This is a genomic window from Acidobacteriota bacterium (assembly GCA_022340665.1).
Taxonomy (GTDB): Bacteria; Acidobacteriota; Thermoanaerobaculia; order Thermoanaerobaculales; family Sulfomarinibacteraceae; genus Sulfomarinibacter.
Window position 1 is genome coordinate 1 of record JAJDNM010000075.1, and the last position, 20,883, is coordinate 20,883.

Genomic DNA, 20,883 nt, shown 5'->3' on the forward strand with positions numbered 1-20,883 from the left:
ACGGTCTTCTCGGCCCGTTCCTGGCGGTGGTTCGCCCGGTCGCGGCGCTGGTGACCGGAATTTTCGGTGGCGGTCTCGTGCAGGCATTCAACAACGGGACCGGCGCCACCAGCCAGGGGCAGACGCTCGACAAGTCGGGCCCGAGCTGTTCCTCGTCCTGCTGTGACGAAGGAGCGGAGGAACGACCGACGATCATTCAGGCTGCGCATTACGGCCTTGTTGTTTTGCCGAGAGACATCGGCAAGGCGCTGATTCTTGGGGTGGCCGTCTCGGGGTTGATCGCTACATTCGTCGAGCCGCGGGCCTTGGAGTCGTACCTCGGAGGCGGCCTGCTGCCGATGCTGGCGGCGATGGCGATCGGGATTCCGCTTTACGTTTGCGCCACCGCATCGACCCCGATCGCCCTCGGCCTGATTCACGCCGGATTGTCGCCGGGAGCGGCACTCGTTTTCCTGATATCCGGTCCTGCAACCAACTCAGCCGCGTTGACCACTCTGTGGAAGGTGCTCGGCCGTCGCACGGCAATCCTCTACCTGGCGACGGTGGCGGTGGCTTCGCTGGTCACCGGGATGGCGGTCGACGGCTTGATCGGCACCGGTGCCCTGCCGGAATCCGCTCTCGTTCCGGCGGCAGCCTCGATGGCGGAGGCTGGAGCCCACGTACACGGTGAAATCGGGGGAGTGATGTCCTGGTTCGAGACCGCCTGTGCGCTGCTGCTGCTGGTGGTGCTGGTCAACGCCCTCCGACCTCGGCGACGTCCGGAAGGAGCCGAAGCGATGAATGAAGACCACGAGCAGATGCTGACACTCGATATCACCGGCATGCGGTGCAACGGGTGCGTGCAGAGTGTGCAGAGGGCCCTCTCGGAGATCGCCGGCGTCACTAATGCCGAAGTGAGACTGGATGAAGGCACAGCGCGGGTCCGTGGCAACGGTTTCTCGGTCAAGGAACTCATCGACGCGGTGACCTCGCTCGGCTTCGAAGCGAAAGCCTGACATTGGAGATTTTCCACCGGCAGGAGTAGTCTTTTCGGGATGCCCACGAGTGTAAAGCGTCGGGTTGTGGTGGTCGACGACTCCAGAATCCAGTGCGCCGTCTGGCGCAAGTTGCTTGAGGAGCGTTACGGCGACAAGATCGCGGTCGAGACCTACATCGACCCCGAAGAAGCGGTCCTCGGCATGGCACCGGACATCCACCTCTTGTTGCTCGATTGGGAAATGCCGGAGCTGGATGGCAAGGAGGTCTGCACCGCCGCGCACGAGGCGGGTGTCGACCTCAAGAGGGTGATCATCACCTCGAGCCACCCGGCTGACCGGCTGCACGAGGAGTTTGATGACTCCGGCTGCCTGGCGGTAATCGAAAAAACCGAGCCGGAGCAGCAGGCGGCGTTTCTGATGATCCTCGATTCGATCATGCGGCGGTAGAACCTCCCACCCACCCACCCGATACTGGATGCTAGATCCTGGATCCTCCCGACTGCTTATGACAATTCAGCTTCGCGGTTCATCTATTCGATGCATCCAGAATCCAGCATCCAGAATCCAGCATCCAACATCCACCATCGGGAACTTTTCCGATCAGGTGTGCGTATCTTCAATCAGGAGGACCGAAAGATGCTCGAAGTGCTGTCGATACTGACGCTGGTTTTTGTCGGCGCGATCGTGGTGGGTGTGATCGCCCTGCTCGCCGGGCTGGTCAAAATCGTCTTCAAGCTCGCCCTGCTGCCGATCGTGCTCGGCCTCAAGGCGCTGGTCTTCATCATCGGCTTCATCATCGCCCTGGTCGTGCTCGGACCTGTGGTCCTCGTCCTCGGCCTCGTGCTGCTGATACCGCTCCTGATTCTTGGCGGCATTATCTGGGCCGGCGTCGCGATCGTCACCTAGTCAATTTTGAGTTTTGAGTTATGAGTTTTGAGTTCCCACCCGATCCCCGTCGGGCCGGGGGTCGGAGAAGGAAACTCAAAACTCAAAATTGAGAATTCAAAATTCGCTGATTGGCCGCAGGCAGATCAGCGGAGCTTCATCCACAGGTATGCAAATTCGAGGGCGTCGGTGTAGGCGCGGGCGTTGAGGTTCGCACCGGCGCCGTGCCCTCCCTCGGTGTTCTCGTAGTAGTAGACCTTGTGACCCATTTCGTCCATCCTGGCCACCATCTTGCGAGCGTGCGCCGGGTGGACACGATCGTCGCGGGTGTTTGTCCAGAAGAAGACTTCCGGGTAATCGGCGTCGGGATCGAGATTCTGGTACGGCGACCAGTGTTTCATGAACTCCCAGTCGTCGGTGTCCGGGTTGCCGTACTCGGCCATCCAGCTCGCACCGGCGAGCAGTTTGTTGTACCGCTTCATGTCGAGTAGAGGTACGGCGCAGACAACCGCGTTGAAGAGATCCGGCCGCTGAACGAAGGAGCCTCCGACCAGCAGGCCGCCCTGCGAACCACCCAGAATTCCAAGGTGCTTGGGAGAGGTGATTTTGCGTGCGATGAGGTCCTCTGCGACGGCGGTGAAGTCGTCGAAGTTGTTCTGGTGCTTTTCTCTCATCGATCCTTGGTGCCACTTGGGTCCGAACTCCCCGCCACCGCGGATGTTGGCGAGGGCATACACACCACCGCGCGCAACCCAGGAGGTACCAACGGTGCCGGAGTAACGCGGAAGGCGTGGGATCTCGAAGCCACCGTAGCCGGTGAGCAGGGTCGGATTTGCACCGTCGGCCTCGAAGCCCTTCGGCATGACAACGAAGTACGGAATCATGGTGCCGTCTTTGGACCGTGCCTCGTACTGGACGACCGTCATTCCGGTGGCGTCGAACCAGGCGGGAGACGTTTTGACCTTTTCGGTTTTTCCGTTGGCATCCGCCAAGTAGAGGCTCGATGGTGTGACGAAGTCGGTGTACGTGAAGAAGAAATCGTCGGATTCATCGGAGAAGTAGCCACCGCGGCCGAGGTTGACGGTGCCGATGCCGGGCAGCTCGATCTCCTCCTTCGCCCAGCCATCTTCTCCCGGCGTGAGCCGGTAGAGGCGCCCGCGGACGTTGTCGAGTGTCGTGTAGACGAGGTGGTTCCGGGTCGAACGGACCTGATTCAGGGAGATCCGCTCTTCGGGCTCGAAGAGCAATTGGAATTTTCTACAGCCTTGGAGGAAATCATCGAGATCGATTGTCATCAGGCTTCCCTGCTCATAATTTGTCCCGCCGACTTCCCAGTCTGTGCGCAGCGAAACGAGCAGGTGGTCCTTGAAGAACCCGTGCAGGTTCGCATCTTCGGGGAGGTCCAGCTTGACCAGGCGACCGCCGAGTATGAGATATGTGGTTTCACGGAAGAACTCCGGTACCAAGGTGACCATGTCGTAGCGCCCCTCCGGTGTGTGATTCGAAGAGGCGATGGCGAAGACGTCGTCGACCGAGCTCTCGAAGACGGTCGTCGCTTCCTCCAGCGGAGTATCCCGTTTCCACTCCTTGGCGATTCGCGGGTAGCCCGATTTGTTGAGCGAACCCTCGCCGAAGTCGGTTGCGACCCACAGCGTGTTTTCGTCCTTCCAGCCGATCCTGTGCTTCGCCTCCGGAAGTGTGAAACCGTCCTTGACGAATTTTTTGCCGACCGTGTCGAACTCCCGTTCTACGGTGGCATCCGCTCCGCCGCGCGACAGGCTGATCATGCAGTGCTGGTATATGGGCGGCAGGCAATCTGCGCCCTTCCACACCCAATTCTCGTTCTCGGCCTCCGCCAGAGCATCGACATCGAGAACGATTTCCCATGCGGGATCCTCCGTGACGTACTCGTCGAGGGTCGCACGGCGCCAGATGCCGCGCACGTGGTCGGCATCCTGACGAAAGTTGTAGATCCAGTCGCCGCGAATTGCGGGCTGTGGAATTCGGTCGCGCGAGTTGTAGATCTCGAGCAGCTTGGTATGAATCTCGGCGAACTCGGGTACCGCCTCGATGACGGCGGTATCGGCTTCCGCTCGCGCCTTGGCCCACGCGAGGGCCTTCTGGTTCTCGACCTCCTCCATCCAGAGGTAGGGGTCCTCGTCGGCGGCGATGCAGAGTGTCGCGGCGAAGAGGGCGACGAGGATCGTGAGTGTTGTCCGGTTGCGCATGGTCATTCTCCTTCCTGAGATGCATACGGCAACAAGGGCCATAGGTTGAGCATGGTAGCAGAGGGAGGTTTTGAGTCTTGAGTTGAACCGCATCAACGTACCCCGGGGGGTTGGGCGGGAACTCAAAATTCAAAATTCAAAACTCAAAATTGCGCGACGGTGGCAGGCTCGTTCGGATTCTGTTATCAACATGACGGGAGACATTCGATGAATAACTTGGAATCGTCGCGCAGGGTGGTCGTCATCGACGGCTGCCGCACACCTTTCTGCAGGTCGGGAACGGCATTCACCGATCTTCGATCGTACGATCTCGGGCGAATGGCCGTGTCCGGTCTGATCCACCGGACCGGTATCGCACCGGAAGAGGTGGACCTGCTGGTCATGGGAACGGTGATCGCCGACCCGGCGACCTCGAACCTCGGCCGCGAGGTTGTGCTGGGCTCGCAGCTCCCCGACAGCTGCCCCGCCTTCACGGTCTCGGTCGCCTGTGTTTCGTCGCTGCAGTCCTTCCTCGACTGTGCGCGGGCGGTCCAGGTCGGCGATGCCGAGGTCGCGATCGCAGCGGGTGCCGAGACGCTCTCCGATGCACCGATTCGCTATCGCCGGAGCGTTCGCAAGCGCCTCATCGCGGCGCAGAAGGCGCGCGGCCCGGGTGATTACCTGAAGCTGCTCAGGGGCCTCGGTCCGATGGACCTGCTGCCCGAACCGGTGGCTCTGGCCGAGTTCTCTACCGGCGAGGTGATGGGTGAGAACTGTGAACGGCTGGCCAAGCGAATGGGCATCACCCGCGAGGCGCAGGACGAATACGCGATGATGTCCCACCACCGTGCGGCTGCCGCCACTGCCGACGGTCGGCTGGCGCGCCAGATCGTGCCCGCCTACCCTCCGCCCCGTTACCGGGCGGTCAACGCCGACAACGGCGTACGGCCCGATACGTCGGTAGAGAAACTGGCCAAGCTCAAGCCTGCCTTCGACCGGAAGTTCGGCACCGTCACCGCCGGCAACTCCTCCTACCTCACGGACGGTGGCTCGGCGGTGCTGCTGGCTTCCGAATCGGCGGCCGAGCACCTCGGCCTCGAACCGATCGCAGCCCTCAAGAGCTCGGCGATCGCCGCCCTCGATCCGCTGGAGGAGCTCCTGCTGGGGCCGGCGATGACGGTGCCAATGGCCCTTGATCGAGCCGGTCTCGAGCTCGACGAGGTCGAAGTGATCGAGCTCCATGAGGCATTTGCGGCCCAGGTCTTGGCCGTGCTGCAGGTGCTCGATGACGAGGAGTTCTGCCGCGAGCGCCTGGGCCGGGACAAGGCGGTCGGAGCGATCGACCGTGATCGGCTCAACGCCTGGGGCGGCTCGGCCTCTCTCGGCCATCCCTTCGGCGCCACCGGCGCCCGCTTGATCACCAACTGCTGCCACCGCCTCGAGGCGGAGGAAGCACGCTACGGGTTGGTGGCTGCGTGTGCGGCAGGCGCCATCGGCATCGGCCTGGTCTTCGAGCGGCTCGGTGGGAGGGGGTGAGCGATGGGCATGATTGAAGTCGAACGCAGACCCGACGGTGTGGCGATCGTCGTCCTCGATCATCCGACCAAGCCGGTCAACACGCTCTCACCGGCGGTCGTTGAAGAGTTCAACACAAAAGTGGCGCCACTGCTCGACGAGGACGATGTCCGGGCGATGGTCGTGGTCTCGGCCAAGCCGGATACCTTCATCGCCGGCGCGGATCTCGAGGTCATTGAAGGCCTCGGTGAAGCCGAGATCAGCGCGCTGTCGCGCGAGGGAAACGCCCTCCTCGAAAAGATCTTCACCTCCAAGAAACCGGTGGTGGCCGCGGTCCACGGAGCTGCCCTCGGTGGAGGGCTCGAGGTCGCGCTTGCGTGTCACTACATCCTCGCGACCGACGATCCGAAGACTGTCCTGGCCCAGTCCGAGGTGATGCTCGGACTGCTGCCGGCGGGGGGTGGCACCCAGCGGCTGGTCGAGCGGGTGGGTCTGGTGGCCGCGCTGCCGATGCTGCTGACCGGCAAGCGTGTGCGCGCGAGGCGCGCGAAGAAGATGGGTCTCGTCGACGCCATCACCACGCCGGGCGGAATCGCCGAGACCGGCGCCCGCGCCGCGCTGGCGCTGGCTGACGGCTCTCTACGGCGCCGACCCCGAAAGAAGAACCTGATGGACAGAGTGGCGTCGGTCGCACCCGGTCGTGCATTCATTCTGCGCAAGGCGCGCGAGCAGGTGGAGCGGCGCACCCGCGGCCTCTACCCGGCGCCTCCGGCGATCCTCGACTGCGTCGAGACCGGACTCGAAAAGGGCCGGGCAGCCGGGCTGGCGCTCGAGAGCGAGTACTTCGGCAGGCTTGCCGCAGGCCCCGAGAGCCGGAATATGGTGCGCCTCTTCCACGCGATGAACGAGGCCAAGAAGGGCGATGGCGAGGGACGCGAGATCAGCCGGCTGGCGGTGCTCGGCGGCGGTTTCATGGGCTCGGGCGTCGCGTCCGTCTCCCTCGGACTCTGCCCGGTTGTGGTTCGGGATATTTCGGACGACATGCTGGGCAAGGCGGCCAAAACGATCGATGACGGACTCGAACGCCAGGTCCGATCCGGGGCGATCCGCAGGGTCGAGGCGGATCGCAGGCGTTCACGTCTCCTTTTGACCACCGAGGTCGATGACCTCCACGAGTCCGATCTCGTGGTGGAAGCCGTCTTCGAGGATCTCGACCTCAAACGGCGGGTACTGGCGGAGGTCGAAGAGCGGGTGGGCGAGGAAGCGATTTTCGCCTCCAACACCTCGGCCCTGCCGATTTCGGAGATTGCTGCCGGGGCGCGCCACCCCGAACGTGTGATCGGCATGCACTACTTCTCCCCGGTGCCGAAGATGCCGCTGCTCGAGATCGTTATCGGCGATGAAACGGCGCCGTGGGTTGCTGCCACTGCTCGAGCTTTCGGAATAGCCCAGGGAAAGACCTGCATCGTCGTCAAGGACGGCCCGGGCTTCTACACCACCCGGATTCTCGCCCCGTACCTTAACGAGGCGGTGCTGCTGGTCGAGGAAGGCGCCCAGGTCGAAGACGTGGATAGGGCGATGAAGGACTTCGGCTACCCGGTCGGGCCGCTCGCGCTGGTCGACGAGGTCGGGATCGACGTCGGCGCCCACGTGGCCCGGGACCTCGGCCGCGCGTTCGCAGAGCGTGGCCTCGAAGGCTCGGGAGCGATGCAGCGCCTCTTCGATGCGGGTCTGCACGGGCGCAAGAACGGTCGAGGGTTCTACCTTTATCCGAAGCAAAAGAAGAAGAAGAAGGACATCAACCCGGAGGTCTCCCGGTTGCTCGGCGGTGGCCAGCGAAGGAGCATCGCCCCGGCCGAGATCCAGGATCGGCTGGCCCTGCTGATGGTCAACGAGGCCGTACACTGCCTGCAGGAGGGCGTGATCGCGTCACCGCGCGACGGCGACCTCGGCGCGATCCTCGGCCTCGGCTTCCCGCCCTTCCGCGGGGGGCCCTTCCGTTACGTCGACACGGTCGGCAGGGAGGCGGTTGCCACGAAGTTGGACGAACTCGCTGCAAGGTACGGCAAGCGCTTCGATCCGGCAACCTTGCTCACAGAAACTGGAGAATTCTACCCATGAGGAGTTTTGAGTTCTTAGTTTTGAGTTTTGAGTTTTCCCCCACCCGCCCGGTGGCTCTCGGGGGTGGTGGGTGGGAACTCAAAACTCATAACTCAAAACTCAACACTTGGGGAGGCCACGCATGGTGGGTGGGTTGAAGCCTCCCCTCGATGGTGTTGTGGTGCTCGATTTGAGCCGCATGCTGCCGGGTGCGGTGCTGGACCGCCAGCTGCTCGATCTCGGTGCCAGGCTGATCAAGATCGAGGAGCCCGGCACAGGGGACCCGATGCGCATGGTCCCGCCGCAGGTGGATGGCATCGGCGTCGGGTTCACGACTTTCCTTCGCGGCGCCGAATCGATCACCCTCGACCTGCGTGATGGAGGCGATGCGGATCGGCTGCGCCGCTTGGCATCCCGTGCCGATGTGCTTGTCGAGAGCTTCCGTCCCGGAACCCTCGCGAGCTGGGGCCTGGGCTGGGGCGACCTGCAACCCGGGAACCGGCGACTCGTTTGGTGCTCCCTGTCCTCCTTCGGCTCCGGCCCCGAGGTGCGAGACCGCGTGGCCCACGACCTCAACTTCAGCGCCATGGCCGGCGTGCTGGATCTGGTGGGTGGTCGGGTGCCGAGGCTGCAGCTCGCCGACATCACCTCGGGCCTGCTTGCTGCGTCGTCGATCCTTGCCGCCCTGCTGGCCCGCCAACGCGACGGCGCGGGCAGGCGGCTCGAGCAACCCCTCGCCGCCGGTCCATTGCCTTTTCTCACATGGAGCTGGGCTGAGCAGGCGCTCGGTGGAGGAGGGGTGCTCGATACCCTGCTTGGCGGGGTCTGCCCGTGCTATCGCGTCTACCGCTGCGGTGACGGCAAGAGCCTGTCGCTGGCCGCCCTCGAACCCAAGTTCTGGTCGGCGTTCGTGGAGCTGATCGACGCCAGTGAGTTGGAGGAAGCTGCCTTTGCGCTCGGCGAGGAGGGGGCGAGAACCGTCGTCGCGGTCGAGAAGGCCCTCGCCGCCCACCCGCGGGAACATTGGCTGCGGATGGCGGAGCAGCATGCGTTGCCGATCGGGCCGGTGCACGGATTCGACGAGGCCCTGGTGGAACCGACATTCGCCGCCGCTGGATTGACCGAGGCAACGCCGATGCCTGATGGGCGGGCGGCGCCGGGGGTGGGTCCATGGCTCGCCGGTGTCAGCCAAACGCCGGCACGGGCCGCGCCGAAGTTGGGGGAGCACACGGAGGCCATTCTCGCCGAATTCGGAATTCAAAATTAAGACGTACCGCCCGCACGCCCCTTGACAAGGCAGCGAGACGATTTATTGATTTGGTGCATCCAGCATCCAGCATCCAGCATCCAGCATCCAGCATCCAGCATCCAGCATCCAGCATCCAGCATCGAGCCGCATATACTCGTCATGATGAAGCTGGCACTTCCCTGGATTCTCGCCGTGCTCTCAGGGCTGTCTCTCGCCCTCGCCATGCCGGGACCGGGGCTCGGACTGTTGGCCCTTCTTTTTCCGGCGATGCTTCTCGAGGCGATCGAGCGGTCGCCGGGGAAGTGGCGGCCGTTTCTCCTCGGATGGCTCGCCGGGACGGTCTTCTGGGTGATTTCCACCAACTGGGTGGTTCCCGTGATGCATTACTACGGTGGACTTCCCCGGGTGGTGGCCGTTGGATGTCTGGTCGGGATGGGGGCTTACCTGGGCCTCCTGTGGGCTCTCGCCGGGTGGGTCACGTCGCTGGTCAGGACCCGGTGGCGGGTCTGGCTCTTCCCGGCAGCGTGGATCTCGTTCTCGATCCTCCAGCGATACCCGCCGTACGGTTTCACCTGGACGGGGCCCGCCTCCGCGTTCGTCGACTGCCCTTGGTTGATGAACTGCCTTCCGGTGTGGGGCGCGACCGGGCTTGCGTGGTGGGCAGTTGCGACGAGCTCCGCAGTGTGGGGAATCTTCCAGTTCGACACCCGAAGGAGCGCGGCGCTGGCCCTCGCCTTTTCGGTGGTGGTGCTCGTGGTTGCCACGACAGCCGCTCCGCCTGCCGAGCCGGCCGGCGCGCCCCTGCGGGTAGCGGCCCTGCAACCCGGGACCTCGCTCGAGGAGAAGTGGGACCCTTCCCAGGCGGGCGAAATTGCCGATCGGGTGTGGGCGATGACAGCGGAAGCCGCTGTGCGCGGCGCCGAGCTCGTGCTCTGGCCGGAGAGCGCGGTTCCGTACAGGCTCGATAATGATCCGGCGTATCGAGAGATGGTCGAGCAGATGGCCGGGAAGATGGAGGTCGAGATCGTCCTCAACTCGATAGCCGGGCTCGAAGGTGGCGATTACGCAAACTCGGCGTACCTGGTGACCAGGAATGGCGTTTCGCCGATGCGCTACGACAAGGTCCACCTCGTGCCCTTTGGCGAGTTCGTGCCAGGATGGGCTCGTGTCGCCTTCACCGAGTCCCTGGTGCGGGAGGTCGGGGCCTTCACCCCTGGCGAAGAGCCGGTGGTGATGCCGGCCCGCGTGCCGCTCGGCATCGCCATTTGCTTCGAGGTCGTCTTTCCAGACCTCCCGGCTCGAGAGGTACGCCGCGGTGCTCAGCTCCTCGTGACCCTCACCAACGATGGCTGGTACGGCTTCTCCTGGGCGCCGCACCAGCACTTCGCCCAGGTTCGCCTGCGCGCGGCCGAGACCCGGCGGTGGTTCGCCCGCGCAGCCCTGACCGGCATCTCAGGTTTCGTCGATCCGTCGGGGAGGGTCGTCTCGCAGCTGGCAGTCGGAGAGACCGGCACATTGTACGAATCGGTCCAGCCGATGAAGGGACTTACCCCGAGAGTGCGGCTCGGCGACTGGTGGGCGATGCTCTGCGCGGTGGCGACGATTCTCCTGCCCCTTTCACCTCAACTCGCAGGAAGAAAACGAGTCAAAAAACGTTCTAACGTTTGAACGTTCAAACGTTCAACGTTGGAAGGTGGCGGAGCGCTCGATTGTTGAGTAGAATGAGACCGCCCGTTTGGGCGGATACCCCTTGAGAGGCGGAAATGCTGGAAGAACTGATGCAAACCGGTGAAGCCGAAATGGAGCGCATCCAGCGCCTGCGGGGGTACCTTTGACGAAGATTCCCTGAGGGAACAGCTGGCCGAGGTCGATACCGAGGCCCAGGACCCGGACATCTGGTCGGATCAGGAGCGGGCTCGACAGGTCATGAGCCGCCGCTCGAAGCTCCAGGAGCAGGTATCGACCGCCGAGGGGCTGATCGAGGCGCACGAAGAGCTCGAGGTGCTGATGGAGATGGCTCGCGAGGGCGAGGACGGGGCCGACACGGAGCTCGGACAAGCGCTCAAACGCATCTCGCCGTTGCTCGATCGCGTCGAGCTGACCGCCAAGATGACCGGCGAGCACGATGCCTCCAACGCCTTCATCGAGATTCACCCCGGTGCCGGCGGAACCGAGAGCCAGGACTGGGCGCAGATGCTCGAACGGCTCTACCTCCGCTGGGCCGAGCGGCGTGGCTTCGATGTCGAGGTGATCGACGAGCAGCCGGGCGAGGAGGCGGGCATCAAGGGCGCGACGCTGTTGGTCAAGGGACCCTATGCCTACGGTACCCTGCGCTCTGAAAACGGTGTCCACCGCCTGGTGCGCATCTCGCCCTTCGACTCGCAGTCGCGCCGCCACACGTCGTTCGCCTCGGCGCACGTCTATCCCGAGGTCGATGACGAGGTCGATCTCGACATTCCCGAGAAGGACATTCGGGTCGATCGGTACTGCTCGTCAGGGCCGGGAGGGCAGGGCGTGAACACGACCTACTCGGCGGTGCGCGTCGTGCACGAGCCGTCCGGGATCATCGTCACCTGCCAGAACGAGCGTTCGCAGATCAAAAACCTGGCGAGCGCCATGAAGGTCCTCAAGGCGCGCCTCTTCGAGCTCGAGATGGAGAAGCGCGAAGAGGAGATGGAGAAGCTCAAGGGCCCCAAGAAGGACATTTCATGGGGCAACCAGATTCGCTCGTACGTCCTCCAGCCCTACCGCATGGTCAAGGATCTGCGCACCGAGCACGAGGTGGGCAACGCCGACCGGGTGCTCGACGGCGACATCGACGACTTCATCGAGGCTTTCCTACACTGGAACGCGCAGCAGGACGGGCCCGCCCACTCACCGGATACTGGATCCTAGATACTCGATACTGGATCCGCCCACCCACCCGGCTTGGCCAATTGGGCTTCGGCACGGCAAGCCCCTCGACAAGTCAGCCAAACGATTTATTGATTCGATGCATCGAGCATCGAGCATCGAGCATCGAGCATCGAGCATCGAGCATCCAGAATCCAGCATCCAGAATCCAGCATCCAGCATCCAGCATCCAGCATCGTATTGCCCTCGCCCCCTCGAACCCATTTCACTGGTATTGCGTAAACCTGGACTGACGTGTACCGTGCGAATTGCGGGAGGCAGATCGACCTGGTCTCTGCCGACATTCCCCAATCACAGTACAAACGGAGGATGTCGCTATGAAGCAGACGGCTGAACTGACCGGATCGGCTCGGTTCATCGAGCTCGAGGAGCGCCACGGAGCGCACAACTATCACCCCCTCGACGTGGTGATCGCAAAGGCCGAAGGCGCCTGGGTGTGGGATGTCGAGGGCAAGAGATACCTCGATTTTCTCGCCGCGTATTCGGCGGTCAACCAGGGCCATTGCCACCCACGCCTGGTCAAGGTGATGCGAGAGCAGGTCGAGAAGGTCACCTTGACGTCGCGCGCCTTCCGCAACGATCAGCTGGGTCCCTTCTGTGAAGAGCTGACCGCTCTTTCCGGATATCACCGCGTTCTGCCGATGAACACCGGCGCCGAGGCGGTCGAGACAGCGATCAAGGCGGCCCGAAAATGGGGCTACACGGTCAAGGGGATTCCGGCCGACGAGGCTGAGATTCTGGTCTTCGATGGCAATTTCCACGGTCGCACGACGACCATTGTGGGCTTTTCATCGGAGGACGAATACCGCTTCGGTTTCGGGCCGTTCACTCCTGGCTTCCGACTCCTGCCGTACGGCGATGCCGACGCCGTATCCGCCGCCATGCATGACAAGGTGGCCGCGGTGTTGGTCGAACCGATTCAGGGCGAGGCCGGTATTGTCATCCCGCCGGACGGATTCCTGAGGCGCCTGCGCGAGATCACGAACCAACACAACGCACTGCTGGTTGTGGACGAGATCCAGTCGGGTCTCGGTCGCACGGGCAAGCTCTTCGCGTACGAGCACGAGGGCATCCGGCCTGATATCGTCATCATCGGCAAGGCCTTATCGGGCGGCATGTACCCGGTGTCGGCGATTCTCGCCGACGACGAGGTGATGGGTGTCTTCCGTCCGGGGGACCACGGCTCCACCTACGGCGGCAACCCGCTCGGCGCAGCGGTCGCGCGCGAGGCGCTCAGGGTGCTGGTGGACGAAGACATGGTGCGGAAATCCGCCGCCAACGGCGCCTATTTCCTCGATAAGCTGCAAACGATCGACTCGAAACACGTGAAGGAGATTCGCGGGCGCGGCCTGTGGATCGCCATCGAGCTCAACGACCAGGCCGGCGGCGCCCGGCGTTTCTGCGAGGCGCTCCAGGAGGATGGCCTGCTCTGCAAAGAGACCCACGCCACCGTCATTCGCGTGGCGCCACCGCTGACCATCGGGAGGGAGGAGATCGACTGGGCGGTGGAGAGGATCAGCAAGGCGCTGACTACGTCGTGACTCAATCCCGGTCCCGATCTGGCGCTGAGCTCTCTCTATCGCCACTGAGTATCAGGAGCCACCTATCGCATTGTCGGCCTCGACGGTAGACTCGCTTCGCCGACCAGCCTCCAACAATACGAAAGATGGCACCTGGCGCTTCTCGGTGGAGGCGCATTTCTCTGAGCGCGCTCGGAGTGCAAGAGGGCGGGTGGGAGGATCCAGCATCGAGCATCCAGTATCGGGTTTTGGGGCGGATCGCTATACTGCCTCTAATGCGCCGCCAAGGACCCATCACGATGCGCCACGTGGTTGTCGCGGTGCTCGTCGTGGTTGTCATCAATGCCCAGTTGACCTGGTGGATCGTGGTCATCCTACGGCTCAACAGGACGATTCTCGAGTTCGAGCGTGAGCGCCTGCTCGGTGCAGCCCAAAGCCAGGCGGTGCGCGTCGAGAACGATCTCCGAACCGCCCGCACCGCCCTCGAAGCCGCGGTCATGATGGGCGACGAGCCCGGTCGCAATCAGGTGCCGGCGCCCTTCGTGGGTTGGCGAGCGGCCTTTGCGGTCGAACAGTGCCCACCCACACACATGGGTCCGTCGGGAGTCGTCGAGATCAGTTTCCAGTCGGGGCTCCGATGTGTGACCGCGGTGATTGGTGGTGACTGGGGCCAGGCGGTTTTCGACGTCGGCGAGCTTCTCGAGGTGACGACCACCGGAGAAGAAGGGCCGCCAGGAGTGGCCCTGGCCGAGCCGTTCGACGGGCTGACGGTGAGACCTCGAATCGAGGTCTGGGCAGCGGTGCTCGAGGACTACCAGGACCGGATCGTGATGGTTGTGCTCGAGAGCCTCTTCTTCGCGGTTCTGATGCTTGTCCTGATCGGCCTCCTGTGGCGGTCCTTTCGGCGCGAGGTGGAGCTCGAGCGGCAGCACCGGAACTTCCTCTCGGCGGTCACGCACGAGCTCAAATCTCCCCTGGCAACGATGCGCCTGGTATTGGAAACGGTGATATCCGGTCGTGCGGATCCCGAGACCGGAGCAAAGTTCCTCGGCAACGCCCTGGTGGACGTCGAGCGGCTCGAGAACTTGGTCGAGAAGATATTGGAGGCGACCCGATTCGGAGAAGGATCGACCCCGATTCGTCGACAGGAGGAGGACCTCAGCCGGCTGATCGAGGACTCGATCGAAGATTTCAAGCGCCGTGCTCTCGCCGAAGGGGCGCATCTGAGAACGGAGATATCCCCCGGTATCCACGCCGATTTGGATGCCGAGGCGATGACGATCGTGGTCTCGAATCTGCTCGAGAACGCCGTCAATTACGGGGGCGACCCACCAACCGTTGAAATCGACCTGAGCTTCGACGGCTCCAGGGCGGTGCTCGAGGTCAGCGACAATGGCACCGGCATCTCGAAGGACGATTTGCCGTCGGTATTCAGGCGTTTTTTCCGGGGTGGTGATGAGATGACGCGGACCACGAAGGGCACCGGACTCGGGCTGTATCTGGTACAACAGATCGTGGCAGCGCACCGGGGCAAGGTCGAAGTTGCGTCGACCGGTCCTGATGGGTCGAATTTTCGGGTCACCTTGCCTGCGCACTATTGAAGTGGGAGGAGGAGAATGAAGAAACACATTCTCATCGTCGATGACGAGGAGCATCTCGCCGATGCCCTTGCCCACAATCTGCAGTTCGAAGGGTTTTCAACCACCATTGCGTATGACGGCGAGGAGGGTCTGCGCCTGGCCCGGACCATTCAGTTCGATCTCGTCATCCTCGATATCATGATGCCGGAGCTCGACGGGCTCGAGGTCTGCAAGCGCCTCCGCGCCACCGGGAGCAGGGTACCGATTCTCTTCCTGACGGCCAAGGCGGCAGACGCTGATCGATTGCTCGGCCTCAAGGTCGGGGCCGACGATTACGTCGCCAAACCCTTCCTTCTCGAGGAGTTGATACTCCGGATTCACGGCATCTTTCGGCGGCAGGAATGGTACCGCTCGGCGCCGGAAGAACGGGAGGCCTTTCGATTCGGTGACAACGAGGTCAACTTCCTGACCTACGAGGCGAAGACGGGCGACCGCAAAGTGGACCTGACCGAGAAGGAGTGCATGTTGATGAAGTTGCTGGTCGAAAGGCGAAACCAGGTGGTTTCTCGAGAAGAAATCCTCGAGCGGGTCTGGGGCTACCGTTTCTCGACCTCGTCGCGCACGATTGATAACTTCATCGTCCGGCTTCGCCGGTACTTCGAATCCGATCCCAAGGACCCACAATTCATCCATTCGGTCAGGGGCGTGGGCTACCGTTTCAGCTGCCCGGACTGAGTTCCGTCCATGCTTTCGACCCACCGGGTCCTGCTTGCCGTGCTCCTGGTGGGCAATGCCGTGGCATTTGCGGGCGTCGACCCGGTCACCCGGCTCATAACAGCCGTTGTGGTACTCGTTCTGTTCATCGATCTCCGACGGATTCCCCGGATGCCAGCGTCTGTCCGAGCGGCAACCGTCGGATTTCTGATTCTCGTCGTCGTCCAGCTCGTACCTTTGCCGGAGTGGATTCGGCACCTCGTTCAACCTGGCTACACAGAAGTGATGGCTGACGGGTGGGCACCGCTCTCGCTTTCTCCCTGGTCGACGGTGCAGGTTACGGCGTCGATGGTTGTGCTCGTCGGGATCGCAATGACTGCTGGCCGGATGGCCTCCACCCGGAGCGGGCTCCCGACGTTGCTCGGCACCATCGCGGTCACGTGTGGCGTGATCGCGGTGCTCGGTCTTGTCGGGGAGAGCGGTGCGCCAGAGAAGGTGCTGCTGATTCGCGCCAACACGGCTGGTGGCGGGGTCTACGGTCCGTTCGTCAACCCCAACCACTTTGCGGCCGCGATCGAGCTCAGCCTGCCTGCCGCGCTCGTGCTGTTGGCCGCCGCGGTGCGTTCGCTGTCCGGTTCTGGGAGCACGCGGCAACGTGCGGCGGTGGTGGGGCTGACCTCGGTGGTCGTGGTGATGGTGGGAATCGCGTCGGTCCTCAGGTCATCCTCACGCGGCGGCGTGCTTTTTCTCGCTGCGGCGTTGGTCATGACCGCTCCACTGTGGCTCCGCCCGTCGCAAGCTCGGAGGTGGCCATGGCTGGTCGGATGGTTGACGATACTGGTGGTGGCGGTGATTCTCGCCTGGAACCGACTGCCTGTTCTGCAGGATGGGTTTTCGGAGCTGTTCATGGTCGAAGGCGTGGAGGGCAACACGCGGTGGGATTTCTGGCGGGCGACCGTCGATTCATGGGCCCGCTCGCCGATAGTGGGTTCGGGTCTGGGGAGTTACCGTTTCGTGATCGGCCTCGACAAGCCCGCCACCGGCGCCGCAGTCCTCGAGCAGGCGCACAACGACTGGCTCGAGTGGCTTTCGACTGCTGGCGTCATCGGGATGGCAATCCTGGTCCTCGTCCTGGTTGGCCTGCTGCGGGCCTTCTGCCCGTCGAGGGTGCGGCGCCTTCGATACGAGCTTCGATTCCCACTGGCCGGCGCAGCCGTGGCCCTAAGCGCGACTGCCCTCCACGAGGTGGTGGGCTTCGGTTTACAGACACCGATCAACAGGTATTTACTGGCGGCGTGGCTGGGTTTGGTGTGGGGGGTGTGGATCCGAGAAAAGCAACGTCGTCCACCGACTCCCGACCTTCTGGACGAACCTGACGATCGCGGATTGGCACCGGATGCTCTCGGCGTGGTGGGAGGCGGAACGTGACCGCGAGAATCGACTTCGGCTGGCACCTCGCGCGAATGCGGGTGACCGGAATCGTGGTTCTGGTTGTGACCCTTCTCGTGGCGGCGGCGGCGTACACGATGCCCTATCGGGGATCGTCCGTCGCGTCGCCGGTGACTGTGACCCTGGTCGCGTTCGCGGCCGGCCTGTGGATCGGTTTCTCCGCCAATCGGGATGCGGGTGCCCGCATGAAGAAGATTCGCCGCGCCTACGCGGTGCACGGTGATGAGGAAAGACTCCTCAGAGATCATTGGCTCGCTTACGTGGCGGTACTGCTCAGGCTCGAAGTGATGGCGGTCGCCGGATTCGTGGTGTCGCTGTGGGGGACCGGTCCCGCATCTGGCGTGTGGCTGCTGGCCTTGTGCGCGATAATGATCGTCCTCACCTGGCCAACGCGGCGCAAGACCCAGCTTCTGCTCGGCCGCGCGCGAGCCGCCCGCGAAGATGTTCAGGGATGAGACGATCCAGCGGCTGAAGGCAGGACCCCGAGACACACTCGGAACTTCGCGCCGCTGCGGGAAATAATGCAACAATCCACTGGGTTCTGCGTACAATGAAGACAGATACGTGCATCTGCACTGAGTGAACGGTGTACGCGTCGGCTGATCGCGCTGGAGGCAGGATGAAAAGATGGATCTGGATTGGGCTGGCGACGGCCGTCGTCGTTGGGCTCGGTATCACACTCGTCGCGGTCCCGAGAGGCCCGGAATGGACGACCTCGTCACCCGAAGCCCTTGCGGAGTTCGAGGCTGGGATGGACGCCGAGATGAAGCTTTATAAGGCCGAGGCCGAGGAGCATTTTCGGCGCGCGTACGAGCTGGATCCCAATTTCGTAGTGGCCGGGCTTTTTGCGATGAATAGCTTTTATCGTGAGGACAAGGAGAAGGCCGAGGCTCTCCGCGAAGAGATCCTCTCAGCCGACATCTCCGGCCTGACGGGTCGGGAGCAGTATTTCGTCGAACGCGAACGGGCCGTCTCGGAGAAGAGGCGCGAGGACGTCCCCGAGATTGTTGACAGATATTTCGCGAAATACCCGAACGACCCGCACATCCTCAATCAGAAGGCCATCCATCATTGGAGCACCGGGGATTTCGAAACGGCCGAACCTCTTTACCGGCGGCTGGCGGAAATTGCGCCGAACTGGGTCATCGCCTACAACCAGCTCGGCTACATCAACATGAGCCGGGGCCGGTTCGCCGAGGCCGAAGAGTACTTCAAGAGCTACCGTTTCATTGCCCCCGACCAGGCGAACCCCCACGATTCGCTGGGCGAGCTGTTCATCGCTCTCGGTCGCTACGACGAGGCGGAGGAGTCTTTCGAGCAGGCGCTGAAGTTCAAGCCGGATTTCTGGAACACGTACGAGCACATTGCTATCCTGAAGGCCTACACTGGCGATCTCGAAGGTTTGCACGAGACGATCGAGCGGGCAGCATCCGCAGGAATTCCTGAAGACTACGTCAGGGAATTCGGTTGTGTGGAAGAATTCATGTCTCTCCGCAACAAGGAAGCCTGGCAGGAAATCCTCGATCTTGCCGAAACTTCGCCGTGCGTAGAGAAGCCCAACCCGAGTTTCGCCAAGACGACGGTCCACCTCGCCGCCTGTAAATTGGGTGACTGGGACACCGCCCTCGAGATCGAAGGGGAGGCCGAAGGGTTGCTCGCCAAGTACGAAGGAAGCTCGGCGTGGAAGAATATGGAGATGCTGCGTGCCGTCACCGAGAACATGAAAGGCGTGCGATTCGCACTCCAGGGGGATTACGACGAGGCCGAAAAGTGGCTCAAAGCCGCGGACAAGAACCTCACCTATATCGAAACCAACCCGGCGTTGTTCAAGCTCTACAACCGCACGGTTCTCACCGAGATATATCTCGCCGACGGCCAGGATGCGGAAGCGCACGCGCTGCTCGCCAAGGTGCGCGGTGTCAACCCGGCGTGGGTGACCGAGTTCGAGGACTCGGGTTTCAGCGCGATCGGTCTCGAACGAGGATAGCTGCAATTCCAAACGACTCTGGGGCGCCTCGGCGCCCCTTTTCTTCGCCAACCATGAAAAACACGACCTACGTCTCCACGAAGGGCTGGAGGCGCTCGACGGCCGATCGAAGGTCGCGCGTCAGCCGGTGATCCCCAAGCCGTTCTTCAACCGCATCTGCGACCCCTGTGAAGTACCAGAGTTGACGCTCGGGGCCGGCGTTGAAGGGTCGCCACACGCTGGCGGTGTCCTCGATTGATTCAAGATCCGCGAGCAGGGCGAAGAGATTGTGGAGCACGTCGGCAGCCTTGATCAGAACGGCTTCGAGTGGCATCTGCTCGATGCGTTCGAGCTGTTCCCGCTTGCGGATGTCCCAGGTATCCGCCTCATCGAGCTCTCGCCGCTTGTGCTCGGTGACCGCGAGCACCAGTGACAGGACCTCGTCACCCAGAGCGGTGCGGATGTTCTCCGGTCCGTCGGGATCGGGGACATCTTCGAGATAATCGTGCAGGATGGCCGCCGCGAGGACCTCGTCCCGCACCCCGATCCGCGCGAGAATGCACATCGTTCCCATAAGGTGTGCGACGTACGGCACCCTGTCGGGGAGGAAGTCGCCGCTGGGAGTGCCCTCGTTGGCTTCCGACGTGAGCTTGCGAAACTGGTGATAGTGACCGCGGGTGGCGAGGCGCACCGCGGCCTCTATCAACGGGGAGAAGAGGGCTCCCTGACCGGCATCGCTGGATTCTGGAGACATGGTGTCCTCATGATATCAACAGAAACCGACCATATTTCGGATTTCGAAATTCGAATTTTGGATTTTCCACCCGCCCTCCCAGCCACGCCGGGATCTCACCGCGCGGGTGGACGGCAATCGAGATTCCTCGATTCTGATTCGCGTGAGTTCCTTTACCCTCCCGCATTGACCTTCGAGGTAAACTTGAAGCCGGAGGTACATGATGTTTCGTTGGTTCGTTTTTTCAGCACTTTTTCTGCTTTTGGCGGTTCCGGCTGGCGCGCAGTTCGTGGCTCCCGGCGGAGCAATTCCGGCGGTCGCATCCCTGCCCGGTGAGGGCGACACGTTTTGGCGGTCCGATGTCGTGGTCCTCAACCCGAATCCCGAGGCAATCCAGGTGGTGCTCACCCTCTTCCCGGAGATCAGGCAGAACGGGCCGGTCTTCGAGATCCAGGAGAGCGATCCGATCGACATTGCAGGCTATGGGCAGCTCAAGCTCTCGAATGTCGTGACCGGTCTGTTCGGCCTGCGCAACAAGAAGGGCGCGCTGTACGTCAATTCGACCGATTTTTCCCCAATCGTGCTGAGTTCGCGCACCTACACGCCGAACCCGAACCCTTCCGGAGGCAGCTACGGACTGGACGTGAGCGGAGTCCTGGTTGCCGACACCGCCTGGGTTGGAGGGATCGAGCACGACGGTTCCTTCCGCACGAGCGTCGGTGTGTTCCTGCCGGTAAATCCGGGTGAGGGCCAGGTCACGTTCACGGTGACCGTTTTCGATGAAGACGGCACCGAGATGGCCTCGGGCTCGCTCATATTCGACCAGGCCGGCATGCAGCAGAAAGGGCTGGACGACTTCGGTCTCGAGGATCCGGTGCTCAACGGGTGGATCGAGATCCGCTGCCATGATGAGACATACCTGTGGTACGCCTACGCAACGGTGACCGACAACGCAAGTGACGATGGTCTCTACCGCCCTGCTCTGACCAGCCAGTCGTCGATTCCATAGGTCAATGAGGAATGAGGAATCTCCATCCACCCTCCCAGAAAACTGGGGGGGGTGGAGGGGAATTGA

At 62.8% G+C, this 20,883-nt stretch carries 17 protein-coding genes; 15 read left to right on the forward strand and 2 right to left on the reverse strand.

The genetic code is table 11. The annotated features are described in order from the left end of the window. The 3 genes from LJE93_09235 to LJE93_09245 form a co-directional block, all read left to right on the forward strand. Positions 1–995, forward strand: a 995-nt coding sequence (locus LJE93_09235; GenBank protein ID MCG6949078.1) for a permease, incomplete at its 5' end; no start/stop codon positions are given. A gap of 39 nt (positions 996–1,034) precedes the next feature. Next, positions 1,035–1,424 (forward strand): response regulator, encoded by a 390-nt coding sequence (locus tag LJE93_09240; GenBank protein MCG6949079.1) that lies wholly within the window; start codon positions 1,035–1,037, stop codon positions 1,422–1,424. A 189-nt stretch (positions 1,425–1,613) separates the two neighbouring features. Then, positions 1,614–1,883 carry a hypothetical protein gene (locus LJE93_09245; GenBank protein MCG6949080.1) on the forward strand — a complete coding sequence of 90 codons (270 nt, stop codon included), beginning with the start codon at positions 1,614–1,616 and terminating at the stop codon, positions 1,881–1,883. A 125-nt stretch (positions 1,884–2,008) separates the two neighbouring features. Here the strand turns inward: LJE93_09245 and LJE93_09250 are convergent, their stop codons facing one another. Beyond that, positions 2,009–4,090, reverse strand: a complete 2,082-nt coding sequence (locus tag LJE93_09250; protein ID MCG6949081.1) for a prolyl oligopeptidase family serine peptidase — start codon at positions 4,088–4,090, stop codon at positions 2,009–2,011. Positions 4,091–4,297: 207 nt separating this feature from the next. Between LJE93_09250 and LJE93_09255 the strand changes: the two genes are divergently transcribed. The 11 genes from LJE93_09255 (at position 4,298) to LJE93_09305 (ending at position 19,096) form a co-directional block, all read left to right on the forward strand. Further along, a complete protein-coding gene (locus LJE93_09255) occupies positions 4,298–5,605 on the forward strand; it encodes an acetyl-CoA C-acyltransferase (GenBank protein ID MCG6949082.1) in 1,308 nt (435 codons plus the stop codon). Positions 5,606–5,608: 3 nt separating this feature from the next. Then, complete coding sequence (locus tag LJE93_09260; GenBank protein ID MCG6949083.1) at positions 5,609–7,705, forward strand: enoyl-CoA hydratase/isomerase family protein; 2,097 nt, start codon at positions 5,609–5,611, stop codon at positions 7,703–7,705. A 121-nt stretch (positions 7,706–7,826) separates the two neighbouring features. Beyond that, complete coding sequence (locus LJE93_09265; GenBank protein ID MCG6949084.1) at positions 7,827–8,951, forward strand: CoA transferase; 1,125 nt, start codon at positions 7,827–7,829, stop codon at positions 8,949–8,951. 144 nt (positions 8,952–9,095) lie between these two features. Continuing rightward, positions 9,096–10,601, forward strand: a complete 1,506-nt coding sequence (lnt, locus tag LJE93_09270) for an apolipoprotein N-acyltransferase (protein MCG6949085.1) — start codon at positions 9,096–9,098, stop codon at positions 10,599–10,601. Positions 10,602–10,696: 95 nt separating this feature from the next. Beyond that, positions 10,697–11,828, forward strand: a protein-coding gene (prfB, locus tag LJE93_09275; protein MCG6949086.1) for a peptide chain release factor 2 whose coding sequence is annotated in 2 segments (ribosomal slippage) — positions 10,697–10,762 and positions 10,764–11,828 — 1,131 coding nt in all. Because the reading frame shifts where the segments join, the coding sequence is not laid out codon by codon here. Positions 11,829–12,163: 335 nt separating this feature from the next. Continuing rightward, the gene (rocD, locus tag LJE93_09280; GenBank protein MCG6949087.1) at positions 12,164–13,387 is read left to right on the forward strand and encodes an ornithine--oxo-acid transaminase; all 1,224 of its coding nucleotides are present in this window, start codon (positions 12,164–12,166) and stop codon (positions 13,385–13,387) included. Positions 13,388–13,641: 254 nt separating this feature from the next. Further along, entirely contained in the window at positions 13,642–14,967 is a 1,326-nt protein-coding gene (locus LJE93_09285) for a HAMP domain-containing histidine kinase (GenBank protein ID MCG6949088.1), read from the forward strand. Positions 14,968–14,982: 15 nt separating this feature from the next. Continuing rightward, a complete protein-coding gene (locus tag LJE93_09290; protein ID MCG6949089.1) occupies positions 14,983–15,681 on the forward strand; it encodes a response regulator transcription factor in 699 nt (232 codons plus the stop codon). 9 nt (positions 15,682–15,690) lie between these two features. Further along, positions 15,691–17,088 carry an O-antigen ligase family protein gene (locus LJE93_09295; GenBank protein ID MCG6949090.1) on the forward strand — a complete coding sequence of 466 codons (1,398 nt, stop codon included), beginning with the start codon at positions 15,691–15,693 and terminating at the stop codon, positions 17,086–17,088. Further along, positions 17,085–17,564, forward strand: coding sequence for a hypothetical protein (locus tag LJE93_09300; protein ID MCG6949091.1), 480 nt, complete (start codon positions 17,085–17,087; stop codon positions 17,562–17,564). The genes LJE93_09295 and LJE93_09300 overlap by 4 nt, the downstream gene beginning before the upstream one ends. A gap of 164 nt (positions 17,565–17,728) precedes the next feature. Beyond that, on the forward strand, positions 17,729–19,096 hold the full coding sequence (locus LJE93_09305) for a tetratricopeptide repeat protein (protein ID MCG6949092.1): 1,368 nt from the start codon (positions 17,729–17,731) through the stop codon (positions 19,094–19,096). A gap of 67 nt (positions 19,097–19,163) precedes the next feature. Here the strand turns inward: LJE93_09305 and LJE93_09310 are convergent, their stop codons facing one another. Further along, complete coding sequence (locus tag LJE93_09310; GenBank protein MCG6949093.1) at positions 19,164–19,829, reverse strand: HD domain-containing protein; 666 nt, start codon at positions 19,827–19,829, stop codon at positions 19,164–19,166. A 202-nt stretch (positions 19,830–20,031) separates the two neighbouring features. Here LJE93_09310 and LJE93_09315 point away from each other — a divergent pair, with 202 nt between their 5' ends. Beyond that, the gene (locus LJE93_09315) at positions 20,032–20,817 is read left to right on the forward strand and encodes a hypothetical protein (GenBank protein MCG6949094.1); all 786 of its coding nucleotides are present in this window, start codon (positions 20,032–20,034) and stop codon (positions 20,815–20,817) included. Positions 20,818–20,883 lie beyond the last annotated feature (66 nt).

What these genes read in the sequence shown, in the direction of transcription:
- LJE93_09255 (MCG6949082.1), top strand. Translation starts at nt 4,298, where the DNA reads ATGAATAACTTGGAATCGTCGCGCAGGGTGGTCGTCATCGACGGCTGC.
- LJE93_09305 (MCG6949092.1), top strand. Translation starts at nt 17,729, where the DNA reads ATGAAAAGATGGATCTGGATTGGGCTGGCGACGGCCGTCGTCGTTGGG.
- LJE93_09240 (MCG6949079.1), top strand. Translation starts at nt 1,035, where the DNA reads ATGCCCACGAGTGTAAAGCGTCGGGTTGTGGTGGTCGACGACTCCAGA.
- LJE93_09290 (MCG6949089.1), top strand. Translation starts at nt 14,983, where the DNA reads ATGAAGAAACACATTCTCATCGTCGATGACGAGGAGCATCTCGCCGAT.
- LJE93_09295 (MCG6949090.1), top strand. Translation starts at nt 15,691, where the DNA reads ATGCTTTCGACCCACCGGGTCCTGCTTGCCGTGCTCCTGGTGGGCAAT.
- rocD (MCG6949087.1), top strand. Translation starts at nt 12,164, where the DNA reads ATGAAGCAGACGGCTGAACTGACCGGATCGGCTCGGTTCATCGAGCTC.
- LJE93_09310 (MCG6949093.1), bottom strand. Translation starts at nt 19,829, where the DNA reads ATGTCTCCAGAATCCAGCGATGCCGGTCAGGGAGCCCTCTTCTCCCCG.
- LJE93_09245 (MCG6949080.1), top strand. Translation starts at nt 1,614, where the DNA reads ATGCTCGAAGTGCTGTCGATACTGACGCTGGTTTTTGTCGGCGCGATC.
- LJE93_09260 (MCG6949083.1), top strand. Translation starts at nt 5,609, where the DNA reads ATGGGCATGATTGAAGTCGAACGCAGACCCGACGGTGTGGCGATCGTC.
- LJE93_09265 (MCG6949084.1), top strand. Translation starts at nt 7,827, where the DNA reads ATGGTGGGTGGGTTGAAGCCTCCCCTCGATGGTGTTGTGGTGCTCGAT.
- lnt (MCG6949085.1), top strand. Translation starts at nt 9,096, where the DNA reads ATGAAGCTGGCACTTCCCTGGATTCTCGCCGTGCTCTCAGGGCTGTCT.
- LJE93_09250 (MCG6949081.1), bottom strand. Translation starts at nt 4,090, where the DNA reads ATGCGCAACCGGACAACACTCACGATCCTCGTCGCCCTCTTCGCCGCG.
- LJE93_09315 (MCG6949094.1), top strand. Translation starts at nt 20,032, where the DNA reads ATGTTTCGTTGGTTCGTTTTTTCAGCACTTTTTCTGCTTTTGGCGGTT.
- LJE93_09285 (MCG6949088.1), top strand. Translation starts at nt 13,642, where the DNA reads ATGCGCCGCCAAGGACCCATCACGATGCGCCACGTGGTTGTCGCGGTG.